Here is an 18,643-nt window from a genome sequence, read left to right on the forward strand (position 1 = left end):
AGGCGATATGTCTTGTACCTCTATATTGAGACTCTGAAACAGAGACTGGATGCCATCAATCAATTGCGTGTGGATCGCGCGCTTGCTGCCATGGGGCCTGCTTTCCAGCAGGTTTACAGTCTGCTGCCTACATTGTTGCATTACCACCATCCGCTGATGCCGGGTTACCTTGAAGGTAACGTTCCCCAGGGCATTTGCTTTTACACGCCTGATGAAAACCAACTTCACTACCTGAACGAACTTGAGATGCACCGTGGTATGCCGCCGCAGGCGTCGCCAAAAGGCGAACTGCCGATCACCGGCGTCTATTCTATGGGCAGTACCTCATCGGTTGGGCAAAGCTGTTCCTCGGACCTGGATATCTGGGTCTGCCATCAATCCTGGCTCGATAATGAAGAGCGCCAGCTGTTGCAACGTAAGTGCAGCCTGCTGGAGAGCTGGGCGGCCTCGCTCGGCGTGGAAGTGAGCTTCTTCCTGATTGATGAAAACCGTTTCCGCCACAATGAAAGCGGCAGTCTCGGTGGTGAGGACTGCGGTTCAACGCAGCATATCCTGTTGCTTGACGAATTTTACCGCACCGCCGTGCGCCTGGCCGGTAAACGTATTCTGTGGAATATGGTGCCGGGAGACGAAGAAGAGCATTACGACGATTACGTTATGACGCTCTATGCGCAGGGCGTTTTAACGCCGAACGAATGGCTGGATCTGGGGGGGCTGAGCTCGCTTTCGGCGGAAGAGTACTTCGGTGCAAGCTTGTGGCAGCTCTATAAAAGTATTGATTCACCGTACAAAGCGGTGTTGAAAACGCTGCTGCTGGAAGCTTATTCCTGGGAATACCCCAACACGCGTCTGTTGGCGAAAGATATCAAACAGCGTTTGCATGATGGCGAGATTGTCTCGTTTGGTCTCGATCACTACTGCATGATGCTGGAGCGCGTGACGGAATACCTGATCGCGATTGAAGACACCGCACGCCTCGATCTTGCTCGCCGATGTTTCTATTTAAAAGTCTGCGAGAAACTGAGCCGCGAGCGCGCCTGCGTTGGCTGGCGTCGCGAAGTGATTTCGCAGCTGGTAAAAGAGTGGGGCTGGGATGACGCGCGTGTAGCGATGCTGGATAACCGCGCAAACTGGAAAATCGATCAGGTACGCGAAGCGCACAACGAACTGCTCGACGCGATGATGCAGAGTTACCGCAACCTGATTCGCTTTGCGCGTCGCAACAATCTGAGCGTTTCCGCCAGCCCGCAGGATATCGGCGTATTAACCCGTAAACTGTACGCGGCATTTGAAGCGCTGCCGGGTAAAGTAACGCTAGTGAACCCGCAAATTTCACCGGATCTCTCCGAACCGAATTTAACCTTTATTCATGTGCCGCCGGGCCGTGCCAACCGTACGGGTTGGTATCTTTACAACCGCGCGCCAAATATGGATTCGATCGTCAGCCATCAGCCGCTGGAATATAACCGCTATCTTAATAAGCTGGTCGCCTGGGCGTGGTTTAACGGTCTGCTGACTTCACGTACGCACCTGTTTATTAAAGGCAACGGCATTGTTGATCTGCCGAAGTTGCAGGAGATGGTGGCGGATGTTTCCCACCACTTCCCGTTGCGGCTGCCTGCCCCGACGCCAAAAGCGCTCTACAGCCCTTGTGAAATCCGTCACCTGGCGATCATTGTTAACCTGGAGTACGACCCAACCGCGGCGTTCCGTAACCAGGTGGTGCATTTTGATTTTCGCAAACTTGATGTGTTCAGCTTCGGCGAGCAGCAAAATTGCCTCGTTGGCAGCGTAGATTTGCTCTATCGCAACTCGTGGAATGAAGTGCGAACCCTGCATTTCAACGGCGAGCAGGCGATGATCGAAGCGCTGAAAACCATTCTGGGTAAAATGCATCAGGACGCTGCGCCGCCGGATAGCGTTGAAGTGTTCTGCTACAGCCAGCATTTACGTGGTCTTATTCGCACCCGTGTACAGCAACTGGTGTCAGAATGCGTTGAGCTGCGCCTCTCCAGCACGCGCCAGGAAACCGGGCGTTTCAAAGCGTTGCGTGTTGCCGGGCAAACCTGGGGGCTGTTCTTTGAACGTCTCAATGTCTCGGTGCAGAAACTGGAAAACGCGATTGAGTTTTATGGCGCGATTTCTCACAACAAGTTGCATGGCCTTTCGGTGCAGGTGGAAACTAATCACGTTGAGCTACCTGCAGTAGTGGATGGTTTTGCCAGCGAAGGGATTATTCAATTCTTCTTTGAAGAGACCGGCGAAGAGGGCTTTAACATCTATATTCTGGATGAGAGCAACCGCGCGGAAGTCTATCACCACTGCGAAGGCAGCAAAGAAGAGCTGGTACGCGATGTCAGCCGTTTCTATTCTTCATCTCACGATCGCTTTACTTACGGTTCGAGCTTTATCAACTTCAACTTGCCGCAGTTCTATCAGATTGTGAATGTTGAAGGTCGCGCGCAGGTGATTCCGTTCCGTAATCAGGCGATTAGCACCGCGACGCCGGCAAACCAGGATAACGATGCGCCGTTGTTGCAGCAGTATTTCTCTTAAGCGATTTGCCCGGCATGTTACCGGGCAATGAATGTCAGCGGAAGCTGACGGTTTCTCCCGCCTGTTGGCTCGCCGCTTGTTCCAGCAGATCCCAGAACGTCTCACCGCTGCGGTCGCACACCCATTCGTCGCCTTTCAGGTCAAAATGGTAGCCGCCCTGTTTGGTTGCCAGCCAGACCTGGTGTAGTGGTTCCTGGCGGTTAATAATGATTTTGCTGCCGTTTTCAAAGCTGATGGTCAGCACGCCGCCGTTGATCTCGCAGTCGATATCACTGTCGCCGTCCCAGTCATCCAGGCGTTCTTCGATGGTCAGCCACAGGCCGTCTGCGAGGCGATGAAATTCACTGTCGTTCATTCTCTTATCCCGTTTTTTATGATGGCAGCAGTATAACGCGAAACATTTCCCGATGCCCTAAACGCGCAAACTCTTGCTTTTGTGTCTTCTCCTGCGATGATAGAAAGCAGAAAGAACGAACTTACAGGCAACTTATAATGAAAGATGTGTTTCGCACGCTGGCCGTACTGCTGACTCTGTTTAGCCTCACGGGCTGTGGTCTGAAAGGCCCACTCTACTTCCCGCCCGCAGATAAAAACGCGCCGCCGCCAACCAAAACGCAAACCAGCACGATTCAGCCGGCCACGCCGGATAAAAACGATCGTGGTGATGACGGCTCGCCGACGCAGGTGAATTACTGACGTTACCGTTCTGTATCCGCGCAAATGGAGTAGATGATGCAGTTCTCAAAAATGCATGGCCTTGGCAACGATTTTATGGTCGTCGACGCGGTAACGCAGAATGTCTTTTTTTCCCCGGAGCTGATCCGTCGTCTGGCGGATCGCCATCTTGGCGTAGGGTTCGACCAGTTGCTGGTGGTTGAGCCTCCCTACGATCCTGAACTTGATTTTCACTATCGGATCTTTAATGCCGATGGCAGCGAAGTGTCGCAGTGCGGCAACGGCGCGCGCTGCTTCGCCCGTTTTGTTCGCCTGAAAGGGTTGACCAATAAACGTGATATCCGCGTCAGTACGGCAAACGGTCGTATGGTATTGAGCGTAACGGAAGATGAGCTGGTTCGCGTGAATATGGGTGAGCCGAACTTTGAACCGTCGCAGGTGCCATTTCGCGCCAACAAAGCGGAAAAGACCTATATTATGCGCGCGGCAGAGCAAACAGTATTGTGCGGCGTTGTCTCAATGGGCAACCCGCACTGCGTGATTCAGGTGGACGACGTCAACACTGCCCCCGTTGAAACGCTGGGGCCGGTTCTGGAAAGCCACGAACGTTTTCCTGAGCGTGCGAACATCGGCTTTATGCAAGTCGTTAAACCGGACACCATTCGCCTGCGTGTTTATGAGCGCGGCGCCGGGGAAACCCAGGCCTGCGGCAGCGGTGCTTGCGCAGCGGTTGCTGTCGGTATCTCGCAGGGGTTGCTGGCGGAAAATGTTCGCGTGGAATTACCAGGCGGTCGACTTGATATCGCATGGAAAGGCCCGGGCCAACCACTGTATATGACTGGCCCGGCGGCACATGTCTACGACGGGTTTATTCAGTTATGAAGCAGCCAGGGGAAGAACTACAGGACACCTTTACACAGCTGGATGACAGCGATGTCGTTGATTATCTGCTGCGTAACCCTGATTTCTTTATCCGCAATGCACGGCTGGTGGAACAGATGCGCGTACCGCATGCGGTGCGCGACACCGTTTCACTGGTGGAGTGGCACATGGCGCGTTCGCGCAATCACATCAATGCGCTGGAAGAGAACATGACGCTGTTGATGGAGCAGGCCAGCGCTAACGAAGGTCTGTTCTATCGCCTGCTGCGTTTACAGGGACGGCTGGCATCTGCGCCGAGCCTTGACGAAATGCTCAACCGTTTCCATCGCTGGGCGCGTGATTTAGGGCTGGCTGGCGCCACTATCCGCCTGTTTCCCGATCGCTGGCGTCTTGGCGCGCCGTCGAAATTTACCCATCTTGCGCTCTCCCGACAGGCTTTTGAACCGCTGCGTATCCAGCGCCTTGGCCAGCAGCATCACTATCTTGGGCCGCTAAACGGGCCGGAGTTACTGCTGCTGTTGCCGGAAGCGAAAGCGATTGGCTCCGTCGCGATGTCGCTGATGGGGCAGGATGGCGCGCTGGGCGTTGTGTTGTTCAGCAGTCGCGACGTTCACCATTATCAACAGGGACAAGGCACGCAGTTGCTGGAAGAGATCGCGCAGATGCTGCCGGATCTGCTGGAGCGCTGGATTGAGCGCGTATGACCGATTCTCCGCTGTTTTCATTCGTCACCCGTTTTCTGCGCTACCTGGGCGTTGAACGCCAGCTCAGTCCTGTCACGCTTTTAAATTATCAGCGTCAGCTTGATGCCATTATTGCTTTGACCGAAGAAACGGGTCTGAAAAGCTGGCAACAATGTGATGCTGCGATGGTGCGCGCCATTGCCGTGCGCAGCCGACGCAAAGGGCTGGGGGCCGCGAGCCTGGCGCTGCGACTTTCGGCACTGCGCAGTTTCTTTGACTGGATGGTCAGCCAGGGCGAGTTACCCGCAAACCCGGCAAAAGGCATTTCCGCGCCAAAAGCGCCGCGCCATTTGCCGAAAAACATCGACGTTGATGATGTTAACCGGCTGCTGGATATCGATCTGAATGATCCGCTCGCCGTGCGCGATCGCGCGATGCTTGAAGTAATGTATGGCGCGGGTCTGCGTTTGTCTGAACTGGTGAATCTGGATATTAAACATCTGGATCTGGAAAGCGGCGAAGTGTGGGTGCTGGGCAAAGGCAGTAAAGAACGTCGTTTGCCGATTGGCCGCAACGCGGTCGTCTGGATTGAGCACTGGCTTGATTTACGCGGTCTGTTCGGCGCACAAGACGATGCGCTGTTTCTGTCGAAGCTTGGCAAACGTATTTCCGCGCGTAATGTGCAAAAGCGCTTCGCTGAGTGGGGCATTAAGCAAGGGTTGAACAGCCACGTGCATCCTCATAAGCTGCGCCACTCTTTCGCCACCCATATGCTCGAATCGAGCGGCGATCTGCGCGGTGTGCAGGAGCTGCTCGGTCACGCTAATCTGTCCACCACTCAGATATATACTCATCTTGATTTTCAACACCTTGCTTCGGTATACGATGCGGCGCACCCGCGCGCCAAACGGGGGAAATAATGCGTTTTTACCGCCCATTAGGTCAGATCTCTGCGATCACCTTCGACCTGGACGACACCCTTTACGACAACCGGTTGGTTATCCAGCGCACAGAACAGGAAGCGCTGGCGTTTGTGCAGCGTTATCATCCGGCGTTAAGCAATCTGGAAAACAGTGAATTCCATCGTCTGCGCCAGTCGCTGCGGGAAACTGAACCGGATATTTACCACGATGTCACCGAGTGGCGCCGGCGTGCCGTTGAACGCGCGATGCTGGATGCCGGTCTGACCGCGGAAGAAGCCGCCGCCGGTGCAAATGCCTCGATGGTCAATTTTGCCAAATGGCGCAGCCGCATTGATGTGCCAGAGGCAACCCACGACACATTGACGAAGCTCGGCAAAAAGTGGCCGCTGGTGGCGATCACCAACGGTAACGCGCAACCGGAGTTGTTCGGCCTGGGCGACTACTTTGAATTCGTGTTGCGCGCCGGACCGGACGGTCGCGCAAAACCCTTTAGCGATATGTATCATCTGGCGGCTGAGCGTCTCGGTGTGGCGATTGGCGATATCCTGCATGTGGGTGATGATCTGACCACCGACGTTGCCGGTGCGGTGCGCTGCGGCATGCAGGCTTGTTGGATCAAGCCTGAAGGCGCAGATCTGCTGCAAGCCAGCGACAGCCGGTTACTGCCGCATGTGGAAATTTCGCGGTTGGCATCCCTCACTACGCTGATATAATCACCAGCTGTTCTGTATAAATTCCCAGTAATATTTCGCGGCGGTGCCAATGGACGTTTCTTATCTGCTCGACAGCCTCAATGACAAACAGCGCGACGCCGTAGCTGCCGAGCGCAGCAATATGCTGGTGCTGGCAGGGGCGGGGAGCGGTAAGACGCGCGTACTGGTACACCGTATCGCCTGGCTGATGATCGTGGAAAACTGCTCGCCATACTCCATTATGGCGGTGACTTTCACCAACAAAGCGGCGGCGGAAATGCGCCACCGTATCGGCCAGTTGATGGGCACTTCGCAGGGCGGTATGTGGGTTGGCACATTCCACGGCCTCGCGCACCGTTTGCTGCGCGCGCACCATATGGACGCCAACCTGCCGCAGGATTTCCAGATCCTCGACAGCGAAGATCAGCTGCGTTTGCTCAAGCGTCTGATCAAAGCGATGAACCTCGACGAGAAGCAATGGCCGCCGCGCCAGGCGATGTGGTACATCAACGGCCAGAAAGACGAAGGCATTCGTCCGCACCATATTCAAAGTTTTGGTAACCCGGTGGAACAGACCTGGCAGAAAGTTTACCAGGCCTACCAGGAAGCCTGCGATCGCGCCGGGCTGGTCGATTTCGCCGAGCTGCTGCTGCGCGCCCATGAGTTGTGGCTCAACAAGCCGCATATTTTGCAGCACTACCGCGAACGCTTTACCAATATCCTGGTGGACGAATTCCAGGATACCAACAACATTCAATACGCGTGGATCCGCCTGCTGGCGGGCGATACCGGCAAAGTGATGATCGTCGGCGACGATGATCAGTCCATTTACGGCTGGCGCGGTGCGCAGGTGGAAAACATCCAGCGCTTCCTGAAAGATTTCCCCGGCGCGCAGACGATCCGCCTGGAGCAAAACTACCGTTCGACCAGCAATATTCTCAGCGCGGCGAACGCCCTGATTGAGAACAACAACGGGCGCCTGGGTAAAAAGCTGTGGACCGATGGCGTCGATGGCGAGCTGATTTCACTCTACTGCGCCTTTAACGAACTGGATGAAGCGCGTTATGTCGTCAACCGTATCAAAGCCTGGCAGGATAACGGCGGCCAGCTTTCGCAGTGCGCCATTCTCTATCGCAGCAACGCCCAGTCGCGCGTGCTGGAAGAGGCGCTGCTGCAAGCCAGCATGCCGTACCGGATTTATGGCGGTATGCGATTCTTCGAACGTCAGGAAATTAAAGATGCGCTCTCCTACCTGCGCCTGATCGCCAACCGCAACGATGATGCCGCTTTTGAGCGCGTGGTGAATACGCCAACGCGCGGCATCGGTGACCGTACGCTGGACGTGGTGCGCCAAACCTCGCGCGATCGCCAGTTGACGTTATGGCAGGCGACGCGCGAGTTGTTACAGGAAAAAGCGCTGGCGGGCCGCGCGGCGAGCGCGCTGCAACGTTTCCTGGAACTGATTGACGCGCTGGCACAGGAAACGGCGGATATGCCGTTGCATGTGCAAACCGACCGGGTGATCAGCGATTCCGGCCTGCGCATGATGTACGAGCAGGAAAAAGGCGAAAAAGGCCAGACGCGTATCGAGAACTTAGAGGAACTGGTCACCGCGACGCGCCAGTTCAGCTACAACGAAGAAGACGAAGATTTAATGCCGCTGCAGGCATTTCTCTCCCACGCCGCACTGGAAGCGGGCGAAGGGCAGGCGGATACCTGGCAGGATGCGGTGCAGTTAATGACGCTGCACTCGGCGAAAGGGCTGGAGTTCCCGCAGGTGTTTATCGTTGGCATGGAAGAGGGCATGTTCCCCAGCCAGATGTCGCTGGATGAAGGCGGCCGCCTGGAAGAGGAGCGCCGTCTGGCGTATGTCGGCGTGACGCGCGCGATGCAAAAACTGACCTTAACCTATGCGGAAACACGTCGGTTGTACGGTAAAGAGGTGTATCACCGCCCGTCGCGCTTTATTGGCGAGTTGCCTGAAGAGTGTGTTGAAGAGGTGCGTTTGCGCGCCAGCATCAGCCGCCCGGTTAGCCATCAACGCATGGGTACGCCGGTGGCGCAAAGCGATACCGGCTATAAACTTGGCCAGCGCGTGCGCCATGCCAAATTTGGCGAAGGCACGGTGGTGAACATGGAAGGCAGCGGTGAGCACAGCCGTTTGCAGGTGGCTTTCCAGGGGCAGGGTATCAAATGGTTGGTGGCGGCTTACGCCAAGCTCGAAACCGTGTAACTTTCAGAAAAATATCATTATTTTGTAATATTCTGCTAGCCTTATACGCTGAAGGGCAAATATTGCTCTTTAGCGTTTCGTTGCGTGTTGACGCCTTCTGAGTGCTGGCGTAACATGCGCGCACGATCACGCTAAGAGGACATTCGCCTTGGACACACCCAGTAGATACTGGCTCAATTTCCTGGTTTTCAGGAACAACTCCTAAGGCTATCTCCTCATGCTGATGGCCTTAGAGGTTGTCAGCGACCCGCTGTATTCCCCGTCGCGCTGAGTCAGGCTGTTTAATGGTCTGAAACCCAATTTGTTTCTCTGTGTGCCCACCGAACTGTCCGATATTTTTTGCATTGGGAGTCCCGGCTATGCTGAGCGCATTTCAACTGGAAAACAATCGTTTAACCCGCCTTGAGGCTGACGAAATCAAACATCTCGCCAGCTCTGTTTGGGTTGATTTGGTCGAGCCGGACGATGAAGAACGTACCCGCGTGCAAACGGAATTGGGCCAGAACCTGGCCACCCGGCCTGAACTGGAAGACATTGAGGCGTCGGCGCGTTTTTTTGAAGACGAAGACGGCCTGCACATCCACTCCTTCTTCTTTTTTGAAGATGCTGAAGATCACGCAGGCAACTCAACCGTAGCATTTACCATCCGCGAAGGTCGCCTGTTCACCCTGCGTGAGCGCGAGCTGCCTGCGTTTCGCCTGTACCGTATGCGCGCTCGCAGCCAGGAGATGGTCGATGGTAACGCTTATGAACTGCTGCTGGATCTGTTCGAAACCAAAATTGAGCAACTGGCGGATGAAATCGAAAACATTTACAGCGATCTGGAAAAGCTGAGCCGCGTCATTATGGAAGGCCAGCAGGGCGACGAGTATGACGACGCGCTCTCGACGCTGGCGGAACAGGAAGATATCGGCTGGAAGGTGCGCCTGTGTCTGATGGATACCCAGCGCGCGTTGAACTTCCTGGTGCGTAAGGCGCGTTTACCGGCCGGTCAGCTTGAGCAGGCGCGCGAGATCCTGCGCGATATCGAATCCCTGCTGCCGCACAACGAATCGTTGTTCCAGAAAGTGAACTTCCTGATGCAGGCGGCGATGGGCTTTATCAATATCGAGCAGAACCGCATCATCAAGATCTTCTCGGTGGTATCGGTCGTGTTCCTGCCGCCGACGCTGGTGGCTTCCAGTTACGGCATGAACTTTGAATTTATGCCCGAACTGCACTGGAGCTTTGGCTACCCTGGCGCAATCATCTTTATGATCCTCGCGGGGCTCGCGCCTTATCTCTACTTCAAGCGCCGTAACTGGCTATAAAACAAAAAGGTTCAGCATCACGCTGAACCTTTTTTATTACAGGCTCCAGTCCTGTTTGCCCTTCACTTTTAAATCGTAATACCAGATGTTGGCCCGACAGGCGATAATGGCGTTGACCATATAACCCAGGAAGCCAATGTTAAAAATAACCGCAACCACGATAACGACTATGTTGATAACTAAAACTAACAGGGCTTTCTTCCACAAACCAAGGATCAGCAAATAGATAATAGAAAAAAACCAGGCGAAGAAATTGAAAGAGACTTTTATCTTCTGCCCGAAAGTCATTTCTTTATAGGCGTTTTTCCATGCCGGGCTCATCCCCCAAAAAGAGGGGTAGCCATTCTTCTCATAGAATGCGAAACGATACTTCCATTTGTCGCTTAATGAATGGTCGCTTTTATAATCATAAGTGTTGATGTTACTCATTTTCCCCTCCTGAAATAGACACGTGGTCCGTCGAATTAATTTGTTGCTTTAACTGCGTCGGTGCGAGCATAAAGACGAAAAATACCAGCACGTCGTAACCGAAATAGATTCTGATACCTAAGCTCACGCACTCTACATCGCTGACAACACCAGTGGCGGCAACCGCCAGCGAGGCCAGGTAGACCAGCAATGAAAAAATGACCACATAGCGGCCTTTGGCACCGCTATCTCTGCAGCGTTGCGCGTTAATATTTAGCTTTAAATAGGTGTAAAGCAGAAAGCACACCAGTGGCAGAACAGGCAGTTCGGCCACATTAAAGGCGACAACTAAAAAGAGAATATGCAGAAGTAAAAATATAAGGATATACGGCCCACGCGCGAGGCACGTTTTGCCCGATGGCAAAAAAATCCTGCGGATCATCGCTGATTCATCCTGAATAACGTAATGACGAAGGGGCAAACATAGCATTCCATTACGCATTACGCGATTGGGTAAATCCTTACCTCTAAATTTTTGTAGGTATTGGGCGGCTATTCCGCCCATGTATTTAATCAGGCTTTTTTGCGTAACCCGCGCTGCGTATAAACCGCGTCGAGGACAAAGATAGCCAGCGCAACCCAGATAAAGCCGAAGGTCACCATTTTATCCGCGCCGGGATGTTCGCCGTAAAAAAGCACCGCCAGCACGAACATCAATGTCGGTCCAATGTACTGGAAGAAGCCGAGCGTCGACAGGCGCAGACGCGTTGCCGCACCGGTAAAACAGAGCAGCGGCACCGTGGTTACGACACCTGCGGCCATTAAAAGCAGATTAAGCGACAGACTGTTTTGCCCCATATGGCTGGTCGGGCTGTCGGTAATGCCGAACAACCAAATCGCCGCTACCGGCAGCAGCCACAGCGTTTCTATCAACATGCCGGTTTGTGCCTCCACCGCAATCTTTTTGCGCAGCAGGCCGTAAAAAGCAAAGCTGAAGGCCAGGCCAAGCGCGATTATCGGCAGCGAACCAAATGTCCACAGTTGTACCAGCACACCGATCGCCGCCAGCAGCACCGCCAGCCACTGCATGCGGCGAAAACGTTCGCCCAAAAACAGCATCCCCAGCAGAATATTCACCAGCGGGTTAATAAAGTAGCCCAGGCTCGCTTCCAGCATATGGTTATGGTTTACCGCCCAGATAAACAACAACCAGTTTCCCCCTACCAGTACCGCAGAGAGCGCCAGCAGCAGGATCTTCTTCGGCGTTTGCAGCAGGGCTTTCACGCTGCTCCACTGGCGGCTAACGCTAATCAACGCCAGCATAAAGAAGAAGGACCAGATCACGCGATGTGTAAGAATTTCGTCGGCCGGAACGAACCAGATCGTTTTGAAGTAAGCCGGGGCAACGCCCCAAATAAAATATGCGGCCAGGGCAAGAAGCACGCCCAGCCGCGTCTGTTTTGCATCCATCGGGAAAGCTCGTAGCTGAAATGAATCCTCATGGTACCCGATTTTTCTGACCGGCTCACCCCACCATATAGGTGGCGGTCGCGCTGGCGATGTAGAGCTGTTCTTCGTTGTGCAGCTCTACGCGCGCGACGGCAACTTTATTACCCGCGCGCAGCAAGCTGCTACTGGCGGTAAAGCGCGTACCGCGGCCCGGTCGTAGGTAATCGACGCGTAAATCGATCGTGCCCATCCGTGCTAAACGCTGGCGCAGCTCCTCTTCGCTAATGGTTTCATGGCGGGTTAACGTGCTGCCCACGCAAACCAGACCCGCGGCGACATCCAGCGCGGAGGCAATCACGCCGCCGTGTAAAATGCTTTGCGCCCAGTTGCCGACCATCATAGGCTGGTTAGTGAAACTCAGCTGCGCGTACTCTTTTTCATAGCGCTCCAGCTCCAGCCCTAACGCACGATTAAACGGCATGTGGTACACGAATATCTCGCCGACCGTTTTCAGGACTTCTTCCGCTGTGAGAACAACTGACATGGCTATCTGATCCGATGAGTTAATGAAATGTTGATTTTATGCTTATCGATTGTTGATTTCCACTTTCGGAACCGATACATGAGCAGTGACTCAATAAATATGTAGAATACTTGCGGGGAAATTCGTCAATTCAACAATATGATTTGGAGCAGCAAACCGATGCGGACCTCTCTGGGTTGGTTTTTCGCAGTGCTTGCACTGCCGTTTATGGCTTACGCACAAGAAGCGACGGTAAAAGAAGTTCATGATGCACCTGCCGTGCGCGGCAGCATCATCGCCAATTTATTGCAGGAGCACGACAATCCGTTCACGCTCTACCCTTATGAATCCAACTACGTTATCTACACCGATACCAGCGATCTGAACAAAGAAGCGATTCGCTCCTATAACTGGGCGGATAATGCGCGCAAAGATGAAGTGAAGTTCCAGCTCAGCCTGGCGTTCCCTCTCTGGCGCGGGATTCTGGGGCCAAACTCGGTGTTCGGTGGTTCCTACACGCAAAAATCCTGGTGGCAGTTGTCAAACAGCGGAGAGTCTTCTCCATTCCGTGAAACCAACTACGAACCGCAACTGTTCCTTGGTTTCGCCACCGATTACGAATTTGCTGGCTGGACGCTGCGCGACGTGGAATTTGGCTTTAACCACGATTCGAACGGACGTTCCGACCCGACTTCACGCAGCTGGAACCGCGCCTATACGCGCTTGATGGCGCAAAGCGGCAACTGGCTGGTGGAAGTCAAACCCTGGTATGTGGTGGGATCGGTTGATGACAACCCGGATATCACCAAATATATGGGTTATTACCAGCTGAAAATTGGCTACCAGATGGGCGATGCGATCCTCAGCGCAAAAGGACAATATAACTGGAATACCGGTTACGGCGGCGCGGAACTCGGTCTAAGCTACCCAGTGACTAAACACGTACGTCTTTATACGCAGGTCTACAGCGGGTACGGCGAATCGTTGATTGACTACAATTTCAATCAGACACGTGTCGGCGTGGGCGTGATGCTTAACGATCTGTTTTAAGCGTTGCAGTTTCTCTCTCAGGCGCTGAAAATAGCGCCTGTTTTTATTTCAGGCAAATGGGGTCAGAGTGGCACAGGCGGAAGTATTGAATCAGGAATCGCTGGCGAAACAGGTTCTGCAAGAGACCTTCGGCTACCAGCAATTCCGCCCGGGCCAGCAGGATATTATCGACACCGTACTCAGCGGCCGCGACTGCCTGGTGGTGATGCCGACCGGCGGCGGGAAATCCCTGTGTTACCAAATTCCGGCGCTGGTATTAGATGGCCTGACGGTGGTGGTTTCACCGCTCATCTCGCTGATGAAAGATCAGGTCGATCAGCTACTGGCAAATGGTGTTGCAGCAGCATGCCTGAACTCTACCCAGAGCCGCGAACAGCAGTTTGAGGTGATCAACGGCTGTCGCAACGGCCAGATTCGCCTGCTTTATATCGCTCCCGAGCGCCTGATGCTCGACAACTTCCTCGATCAGCTGCGCCAGTGGAATCCGGTGCTGTTGGCCGTGGACGAAGCGCACTGTATTTCCCAGTGGGGCCATGATTTCCGCCCGGAATACGCCGCGCTGGGCCAGTTACGCCAGATGCTGCCTTCCGTGCCGTTTATGGCGCTTACCGCCACCGCCGATGACACAACCCGTCGCGACATTGAACGTTTGTTGGGGCTTCACGATCCGCTGATTCAGGTCAGCAGCTTCGACCGCCCGAACATTCGTTACATGCTGATGGAAAAATTTAAGCCGCTCGATCAGCTACTGCGTTATGTGCAGGAGCAGCGCGGCAAGTGCGGCATCGTGTATTGCAACAGCCGGGCGAAAGTGGAAGACACCGCCGCCCGTTTGCAAAGCCGTGGTTTTAGCGCGGCGGCTTACCATGCCGGGCTGGAAAACGAGGTGCGGGCGCGCGTACAGGAACAGTTCCAGCGCGACGACCTGCAAATTGTCGTGGCGACGGTGGCGTTTGGTATGGGCATCAATAAGCCCAACGTGCGCTTCGTGGTGCATTTCGACATTCCGCGCAATATCGAATCCTATTATCAGGAAACCGGTCGCGCCGGGCGTGATGGCCTGCCTGCGGAAGCGATGCTGTTTTACGATCCGGCGGATATGGCGTGGCTGCGCCGCTGCCTGGAAGAGAAGCCCGCCGGGCCGCTGCAGGATATCGAACGACACAAGCTCAATGCGATGGGCGCCTTTGCCGAAGCGCAAACCTGCCGCCGTCTGGTGCTGCTGAACTACTTTGGCGAAGGTCGCCAGGAGCCCTGCGGTAACTGCGATATTTGCCTCGATCCGCCGCGCCAGTACGACGGGTTGCAGGACGCGCAAAAAGCGCTGTCGGCTATTTACCGCGTGAATCAGCGTTTCGGTATGGGCTATGTAGTGGAAGTACTGCGCGGGGCGAACAATCAGCGCATCCGCGAGTTTGGTCACGACAAATTACCGGTGTATGGAATTGGTCGCGAGCAGAGCCACGAACATTGGGTGAGCGTGATCCGCCAACTGATTCACTTAGGCTTCGCCACACAAAACATTGCTCAGCACTCGGCATTGCAACTCACCGAAGCGGCGCGTCCGCTGCTGCGCGGTGAAGTCCCGTTGATGCTGGCGGTGCCGCGTATGGTGGCGCTGAAACCGAAAGTGATGCAGAAAGCGGCGGTCGGCAATTACGACCGCAAGCTGTTCGCCAAGCTGCGCAAGTTGCGTAAAGCGATCGCCGATGAAGAGAATATTCCGCCGTACGTGGTCTTTAACGACGCCACGCTGATTGAAATGGCCGAACAGATGCCGCTCTCTCCCGGTGAGATGCTCAGTGTCAACGGGGTGGGGACGCGCAAACTTGAACGCTTCGGCCAGGAGTTCATGGCGTTGATCCGCGCGCATGTCGACGGCGAAGAAGAGTAGTCAGCCTGCGAAAAAAATGGGAGGATGGTTTCCCCCTGAACTATTTTCCCGCGAGTTATCTATGTTGATGTTATTTCTCACCGTGGCGCTGGTGCATATCGTCGCACTGATGAGCCCCGGCCCCGATTTCTTCTTCGTTTCACAAACCGCCGTCAGCCGCTCGCGCAAAGAAGCGATGATGGGCGTGCTCGGTATCACCACCGGCGTCATGATTTGGGCCGGCGTGGCACTGCTCGGCCTGAACCTGATCCTCGCAAAAATGGCGTGGCTGCATAACATCATTATGGTCGGCGGCGGCCTGTATTTATGCTGGATGGGCTACCAGATGTTGCGCGGCGCGCTGAAGAAAGGGCCGCAAAGCAGCGATGCGCCGCAGGTTGAGCTGGCCGCCAGCGGACGCAGCTTTATCAAAGGGTTACTGACCAATCTCGCTAACCCGAAAGCGATCATTTACTTTGGCTCAGTGTTTTCACTGTTTGTTGGCGATAGCGTGGGCGCTGGCGCGCGCTGGGGTATTTTTATGCTGATTGCGGTGGAAACTTTTGCCTGGTTTACCGTGGTCGCCAGCCTGTTCGCCTTACCGCAAATTCGTCGGGGTTATCAGCGTCTGGCGAAGTGGATTGATGGTTTTGCTGGCGCACTGTTCGCCGGTTTTGGTATCCACCTGATTATTTCCCGCTAAGCGATAAACGCCGGATAGCCGCTATCCGGCTCTCTTTTCAGGCGTGTCTTGCCGATGCCAGCAGCGCGCCGACCAGCATAAACAACGAACCAAACACTTTGTTCAACGCTTTCATCTGATGCGGGCCTTTGATCCATGCCGCAATGCGCTGCGCCAGCGTGGCGTAGCCAATCATCACAATGATATCCACCACGATGGTGGTGACGCCGAGCACCACGTACTGCATCACTTGCGGTTGATGCGGGACGATAAACTGCGGGAACAGTGCGGCGAGAAAAACAATGCTCTTCGGATTGGTCAGATTGACGAATACGGCGCGTTTAAACAAACGCCCGCGCGTTTGGGTTTTTGCCAGCGTATTGAGATCGATAGCGCCCGCAGCGCGCCACTGCTGGATGCCAAGCCAAATCAGATAAGCCGCGCCCGCCCATTTCAGCACTTCAAAGGCCAGCACCGAGCGTGAAAATAATGTGCCTAAACCGACACCGACAAGCACGATGTGAATGGCTAAACCGGTTTGTAGCCCGGCAATCGAGGCCGCCGCGCCGCGATAACCGTGGCTGATGGACGTGGACATGGTGTTAATCGCGCCGGAGCCGGGGGACAGGCTCAGGATTAAGGATGTCAGCAGGTAGGCGAACCACCATTCGAAGGTCATGAGAAACTCCCTGGATATCGGTTTTTATGCCACAATACGCTATTGGCAGCGGAATTTGCTATTGGTCACAAAAAAACGATTTTACATGGCTAAAAGGGGCGAAATCCCAATGTTTCGGCACAAATCGACATGGGAAACCAGAGAAAAAGCGTTCGCGGCTTTTACCATGGGACCGCTGATGGATTTCTGGCGTTCGCGGGAAGAAGCGGTCTTTACCGGCGTGGACGATGTGCCGGTCAGTTTTGTCCGTTTTCGCGCGCAAAGTAACGACCGCGTTATTGTGATTTGTCCCGGCCGCATCGAAAGCTACGTAAAATACGCAGAGCTGGCGTATGACCTGTTCCACCTCGGTTATGACGTGTTGATTATCGATCATCGCGGCCAGGGGCGTTCCGGGCGAATGTTGCCGGACACGCATCGTGGCCATGTGGTGAAATTCAGCGATTATGTCGACGATCTGGCGGCGTTCTGGGATCAGGAAGTGGCCAGCGGGCCGTGGCGCAAACGCTATATTCTTGCCCATTCGATGGGTGGTGCCATTTCCACCCTGTTTTTGCAGCGCTATCCGCAAGCCTGCGATGCGATTGCCCTGTGCGCGCCCATGTTCGGCATTATCATTCGCCTGCCTGAATGGATGGTGCGCCCGTTGCTGGACTGGGCTGAAAGCTACCCGAGTCTTCGTGAGGGTTACGCCATTGGCACCGGGAGCTGGCGCCCGTTGCCGTTCGCGATAAACGTGTTAACCCACAGCCGCGAGCGCTATCGCCGTAATTTGCGTTTTTATGCCGATGAACCGCAGCTTCGCGTTGGTGGGCCCACCTGGCACTGGGTACGCGAAGGGATCCTCGCCGGTGAACACGCGCTGGCGGGGGCGGAAAAAGACGCCACGCCGACATTGATTATTCAGGCAGAAGAGGAGCACGTGGTGGATAACCGCATGCATCAACGCTTCTGTGAACGACGCGCCGCAGCGGGTCACCCTTGTGAAGGGGGGAAACCGCTGGTCATACAAGGCGCGTACCATGAGATCCTTTTTGAAAAGGACGCCATGCGCTCGGTCGCGCTCAACGCCATCGTCGAATTCTTCGACCGGCATAACTGATGAATTATTGAGGTTAAATTTTCTTATGTACCAGGTTGTTGCATCTGATTTAGATGGCACATTGCTCTCCCCCGACCACACACTGTCGCCCTTTGCCAAAGAAACGTTAAAACTGCTTACCGCGCGCGGCGTCAACTTCGTCTTCGCCACCGGCCGCCACCATGTGGATGTCGGGCAAATCCGCGACAATCTGGGCATTAAAGCCTATATGATCACCTCCAACGGTGCGCGGGTACACGACACCGATGGCAATCTGGTGTTCACCCATAACCTGGATCGCGACATCGCCACCGATCTGTTCGGCGTGGTGCATAACGAGCCGGATATCATTACCAATGTCTACCGCAACGATGAGTGGTTCATGAACCGCCACCGCCCGGATGAGATGCGTTTCTTTAAAGAAGCGGTGTTCCAGTATTCGCTGTATGAGCCGGGTTTGCTGGAGCCGGAAGGGATCAGCAAAGTCTTCTTCACATGTGAAAGCCATGAAAAACTGCTGCCGCTGGAGCAGGCCATCAACGCCCGCTGGGGCGATCGCGTGAACGTCAGTTTCTCTACCTTAACCTGCCTGGAAGTGATGGCGGGCGGCGTGTCGAAAGGCCATGCGCTGGAAGCGGTCGCAAGCGCGCTGGGTTATAGCCTGAAAGAGTGTATCGCCTTTGGTGACGGCATGAACGACGCGGAAATGCTGTCGATGGCGGGCAAAGGTTGCATTATGGGTAACGCTCACCAGCGCCTGAAAGAACTGCACCCGGAGCTGGAAGTGATTGGCACCAACGCCGATAACGCCGTACCGCATTACCTGCGTAAGCTGTTCCTCGAATAAGATTGACGAGTGGTTTTAAATTAACCACTCGTCAACTAAATACTCAAACTTTGCGCAACTGAGTTCGCTACAATGCCTGTCCACTCATCGAAGAGAC

The 18,643-nt window shown here is 54.7% G+C and carries 20 protein-coding genes; 14 read left to right on the forward strand and 6 right to left on the reverse strand.

Annotated features, from left to right (window positions below):
* The first annotated feature begins 12 nt into the window (after window positions 1–12).
* On the forward strand, window positions 13–2,556 hold the full coding sequence (gene cyaA / locus O3S68_RS23050; protein ID WP_269232618.1) for a class I adenylate cyclase: 2,544 nt from the start codon (window positions 13–15) through the stop codon (window positions 2,554–2,556).
* 34 nt (window positions 2,557–2,590) lie between these two features.
* Here cyaA and cyaY read toward each other — a convergent pair whose 3' ends face one another.
* Window positions 2,591–2,911, reverse strand: a complete 321-nt coding sequence (cyaY, locus tag O3S68_RS23055) for an iron donor protein CyaY (protein ID WP_017459730.1) — start codon at window positions 2,909–2,911, stop codon at window positions 2,591–2,593.
* Window positions 2,912–3,048: 137 nt separating this feature from the next.
* Between cyaY and lptM the strand changes: the two genes are divergently transcribed.
* The 8 genes from lptM to corA all read left to right on the forward strand — a co-directional run bounded on the left by lptM (window position 3,049) and on the right by corA (window position 9,954).
* Window positions 3,049–3,252, forward strand: coding sequence for an LPS translocon maturation chaperone LptM (gene lptM, locus O3S68_RS23060; RefSeq protein WP_020456014.1), 204 nt, complete (start codon window positions 3,049–3,051; stop codon window positions 3,250–3,252).
* A 36-nt stretch (window positions 3,253–3,288) separates the two neighbouring features.
* Complete coding sequence (gene dapF, locus O3S68_RS23065) at window positions 3,289–4,113, forward strand: diaminopimelate epimerase (RefSeq protein ID WP_020456015.1); 825 nt, start codon at window positions 3,289–3,291, stop codon at window positions 4,111–4,113.
* Window positions 4,110–4,817 carry a DUF484 domain-containing protein gene (locus O3S68_RS23070; protein WP_020456016.1) on the forward strand — a complete coding sequence of 236 codons (708 nt, stop codon included), beginning with the start codon at window positions 4,110–4,112 and terminating at the stop codon, window positions 4,815–4,817. The genes dapF and O3S68_RS23070 overlap by 4 nt, the downstream gene beginning before the upstream one ends.
* Complete coding sequence (gene xerC / locus O3S68_RS23075) at window positions 4,814–5,716, forward strand: tyrosine recombinase XerC (protein ID WP_020456017.1); 903 nt, start codon at window positions 4,814–4,816, stop codon at window positions 5,714–5,716. The genes O3S68_RS23070 and xerC overlap by 4 nt, the downstream gene beginning before the upstream one ends.
* Window positions 5,716–6,432 carry a 5-amino-6-(5-phospho-D-ribitylamino)uracil phosphatase YigB gene (gene yigB / locus O3S68_RS23080; RefSeq protein WP_097407602.1) on the forward strand — a complete coding sequence of 239 codons (717 nt, stop codon included), beginning with the start codon at window positions 5,716–5,718 and terminating at the stop codon, window positions 6,430–6,432. Before xerC ends, yigB begins: the two co-directional genes overlap by 1 nt.
* 49 nt (window positions 6,433–6,481) lie before the next feature.
* Window positions 6,482–8,644 carry a DNA helicase II gene (gene uvrD, locus O3S68_RS23085; RefSeq protein WP_269232619.1) on the forward strand — a complete coding sequence of 721 codons (2,163 nt, stop codon included), beginning with the start codon at window positions 6,482–6,484 and terminating at the stop codon, window positions 8,642–8,644.
* A gap of 148 nt (window positions 8,645–8,792) precedes the next feature.
* On the forward strand, window positions 8,793–8,849 hold the full coding sequence (gene ysgD, locus O3S68_RS24365; RefSeq protein ID WP_353609977.1) for a YsgD/CorL family protein: 57 nt from the start codon (window positions 8,793–8,795) through the stop codon (window positions 8,847–8,849).
* Window positions 8,850–9,003: 154 nt separating this feature from the next.
* Window positions 9,004–9,954, forward strand: coding sequence for a magnesium/cobalt transporter CorA (gene corA / locus O3S68_RS23090; protein WP_017459737.1), 951 nt, complete (start codon window positions 9,004–9,006; stop codon window positions 9,952–9,954).
* 36 nt (window positions 9,955–9,990) lie between these two features.
* Here the strand turns inward: corA and O3S68_RS23095 are convergent, their stop codons facing one another.
* The 4 genes from O3S68_RS23095 to yigI are packed head-to-tail and all read right to left on the reverse strand — an operon-like array spanning window position 9,991 to window position 12,355.
* Window positions 9,991–10,383, reverse strand: coding sequence for a DUF2628 domain-containing protein (locus O3S68_RS23095; protein ID WP_020456020.1), 393 nt, complete (start codon window positions 10,381–10,383; stop codon window positions 9,991–9,993).
* The gene (locus O3S68_RS23100) at window positions 10,376–10,927 is read right to left on the reverse strand and encodes a hypothetical protein (protein WP_233500434.1); all 552 of its coding nucleotides are present in this window, start codon (window positions 10,925–10,927) and stop codon (window positions 10,376–10,378) included. The genes O3S68_RS23095 and O3S68_RS23100 overlap by 8 nt, the downstream gene beginning before the upstream one ends.
* Window positions 10,928–10,935: 8 nt before the next feature.
* A complete protein-coding gene (gene rarD, locus O3S68_RS23105) occupies window positions 10,936–11,832 on the reverse strand; it encodes an EamA family transporter RarD (protein WP_020456021.1) in 897 nt (298 codons plus the stop codon).
* A gap of 55 nt (window positions 11,833–11,887) precedes the next feature.
* The gene (gene yigI / locus O3S68_RS23110; RefSeq protein ID WP_020456022.1) at window positions 11,888–12,355 is read right to left on the reverse strand and encodes an acyl-CoA thioesterase YigI; all 468 of its coding nucleotides are present in this window, start codon (window positions 12,353–12,355) and stop codon (window positions 11,888–11,890) included.
* Window positions 12,356–12,514: 159 nt separating this feature from the next.
* On the opposite strand from yigI, the gene pldA reads away from it, so the two are divergent.
* The 3 genes from pldA to rhtC all read left to right on the forward strand — a co-directional run bounded on the left by pldA (window position 12,515) and on the right by rhtC (window position 15,960).
* Complete coding sequence (pldA, locus tag O3S68_RS23115; protein ID WP_269232620.1) at window positions 12,515–13,384, forward strand: phospholipase A; 870 nt, start codon at window positions 12,515–12,517, stop codon at window positions 13,382–13,384.
* 67 nt (window positions 13,385–13,451) lie between these two features.
* Entirely contained in the window at window positions 13,452–15,278 is a 1,827-nt protein-coding gene (gene recQ / locus O3S68_RS23120; RefSeq protein WP_045512953.1) for an ATP-dependent DNA helicase RecQ, read from the forward strand.
* A gap of 61 nt (window positions 15,279–15,339) precedes the next feature.
* The gene (gene rhtC, locus O3S68_RS23125) at window positions 15,340–15,960 is read left to right on the forward strand and encodes a threonine export protein RhtC (protein WP_020456025.1); all 621 of its coding nucleotides are present in this window, start codon (window positions 15,340–15,342) and stop codon (window positions 15,958–15,960) included.
* Between the two features lie 37 nt (window positions 15,961–15,997).
* Here rhtC and rhtB read toward each other — a convergent pair whose 3' ends face one another.
* Window positions 15,998–16,618 carry a homoserine/homoserine lactone efflux protein gene (gene rhtB, locus O3S68_RS23130; RefSeq protein WP_020456026.1) on the reverse strand — a complete coding sequence of 207 codons (621 nt, stop codon included), beginning with the start codon at window positions 16,616–16,618 and terminating at the stop codon, window positions 15,998–16,000.
* A 109-nt stretch (window positions 16,619–16,727) separates the two neighbouring features.
* On the opposite strand from rhtB, the gene pldB reads away from it, so the two are divergent.
* Window positions 16,728–17,720: a lysophospholipase L2 gene (gene pldB, locus O3S68_RS23135; protein WP_020456027.1), complete on the forward strand. Its 993-nt coding sequence runs from the start codon at window positions 16,728–16,730 to the stop codon at window positions 17,718–17,720.
* A 25-nt stretch (window positions 17,721–17,745) separates the two neighbouring features.
* Complete coding sequence (yigL, locus tag O3S68_RS23140) at window positions 17,746–18,546, forward strand: sugar/pyridoxal phosphate phosphatase YigL (RefSeq protein WP_269232621.1); 801 nt, start codon at window positions 17,746–17,748, stop codon at window positions 18,544–18,546.
* Window positions 18,547–18,643: the final 97 nt, after the last annotated feature.

The sequence above is a fragment of the Kosakonia sp. SOY2 genome (assembly GCF_027109175.1).
Lineage (GTDB): Bacteria > Pseudomonadota > Gammaproteobacteria > Enterobacterales > Enterobacteriaceae > Kosakonia.

What these genes read in the sequence shown, in the direction of transcription:
- cyaY (WP_017459730.1), bottom strand. Translation starts at nt 2,911, where the DNA reads ATGAACGACAGTGAATTTCATCGCCTCGCAGACGGCCTGTGGCTGACC.
- lptM (WP_020456014.1), top strand. Translation starts at nt 3,049, where the DNA reads ATGAAAGATGTGTTTCGCACGCTGGCCGTACTGCTGACTCTGTTTAGC.
- dapF (WP_020456015.1), top strand. Translation starts at nt 3,289, where the DNA reads ATGCAGTTCTCAAAAATGCATGGCCTTGGCAACGATTTTATGGTCGTC.
- O3S68_RS23070 (WP_020456016.1), top strand. Translation starts at nt 4,110, where the DNA reads ATGAAGCAGCCAGGGGAAGAACTACAGGACACCTTTACACAGCTGGAT.
- xerC (WP_020456017.1), top strand. Translation starts at nt 4,814, where the DNA reads ATGACCGATTCTCCGCTGTTTTCATTCGTCACCCGTTTTCTGCGCTAC.
- yigB (WP_097407602.1), top strand. Translation starts at nt 5,716, where the DNA reads ATGCGTTTTTACCGCCCATTAGGTCAGATCTCTGCGATCACCTTCGAC.
- uvrD (WP_269232619.1), top strand. Translation starts at nt 6,482, where the DNA reads ATGGACGTTTCTTATCTGCTCGACAGCCTCAATGACAAACAGCGCGAC.
- corA (WP_017459737.1), top strand. Translation starts at nt 9,004, where the DNA reads ATGCTGAGCGCATTTCAACTGGAAAACAATCGTTTAACCCGCCTTGAG.
- O3S68_RS23095 (WP_020456020.1), bottom strand. Translation starts at nt 10,383, where the DNA reads ATGAGTAACATCAACACTTATGATTATAAAAGCGACCATTCATTAAGC.
- O3S68_RS23100 (WP_233500434.1), bottom strand. Translation starts at nt 10,927, where the DNA reads ATGGGCGGAATAGCCGCCCAATACCTACAAAAATTTAGAGGTAAGGAT.
- rarD (WP_020456021.1), bottom strand. Translation starts at nt 11,832, where the DNA reads ATGGATGCAAAACAGACGCGGCTGGGCGTGCTTCTTGCCCTGGCCGCA.
- yigI (WP_020456022.1), bottom strand. Translation starts at nt 12,355, where the DNA reads ATGTCAGTTGTTCTCACAGCGGAAGAAGTCCTGAAAACGGTCGGCGAG.
- pldA (WP_269232620.1), top strand. Translation starts at nt 12,515, where the DNA reads ATGCGGACCTCTCTGGGTTGGTTTTTCGCAGTGCTTGCACTGCCGTTT.
- rhtC (WP_020456025.1), top strand. Translation starts at nt 15,340, where the DNA reads ATGTTGATGTTATTTCTCACCGTGGCGCTGGTGCATATCGTCGCACTG.
- rhtB (WP_020456026.1), bottom strand. Translation starts at nt 16,618, where the DNA reads ATGACCTTCGAATGGTGGTTCGCCTACCTGCTGACATCCTTAATCCTG.
- pldB (WP_020456027.1), top strand. Translation starts at nt 16,728, where the DNA reads ATGTTTCGGCACAAATCGACATGGGAAACCAGAGAAAAAGCGTTCGCG.
- yigL (WP_269232621.1), top strand. Translation starts at nt 17,746, where the DNA reads ATGTACCAGGTTGTTGCATCTGATTTAGATGGCACATTGCTCTCCCCC.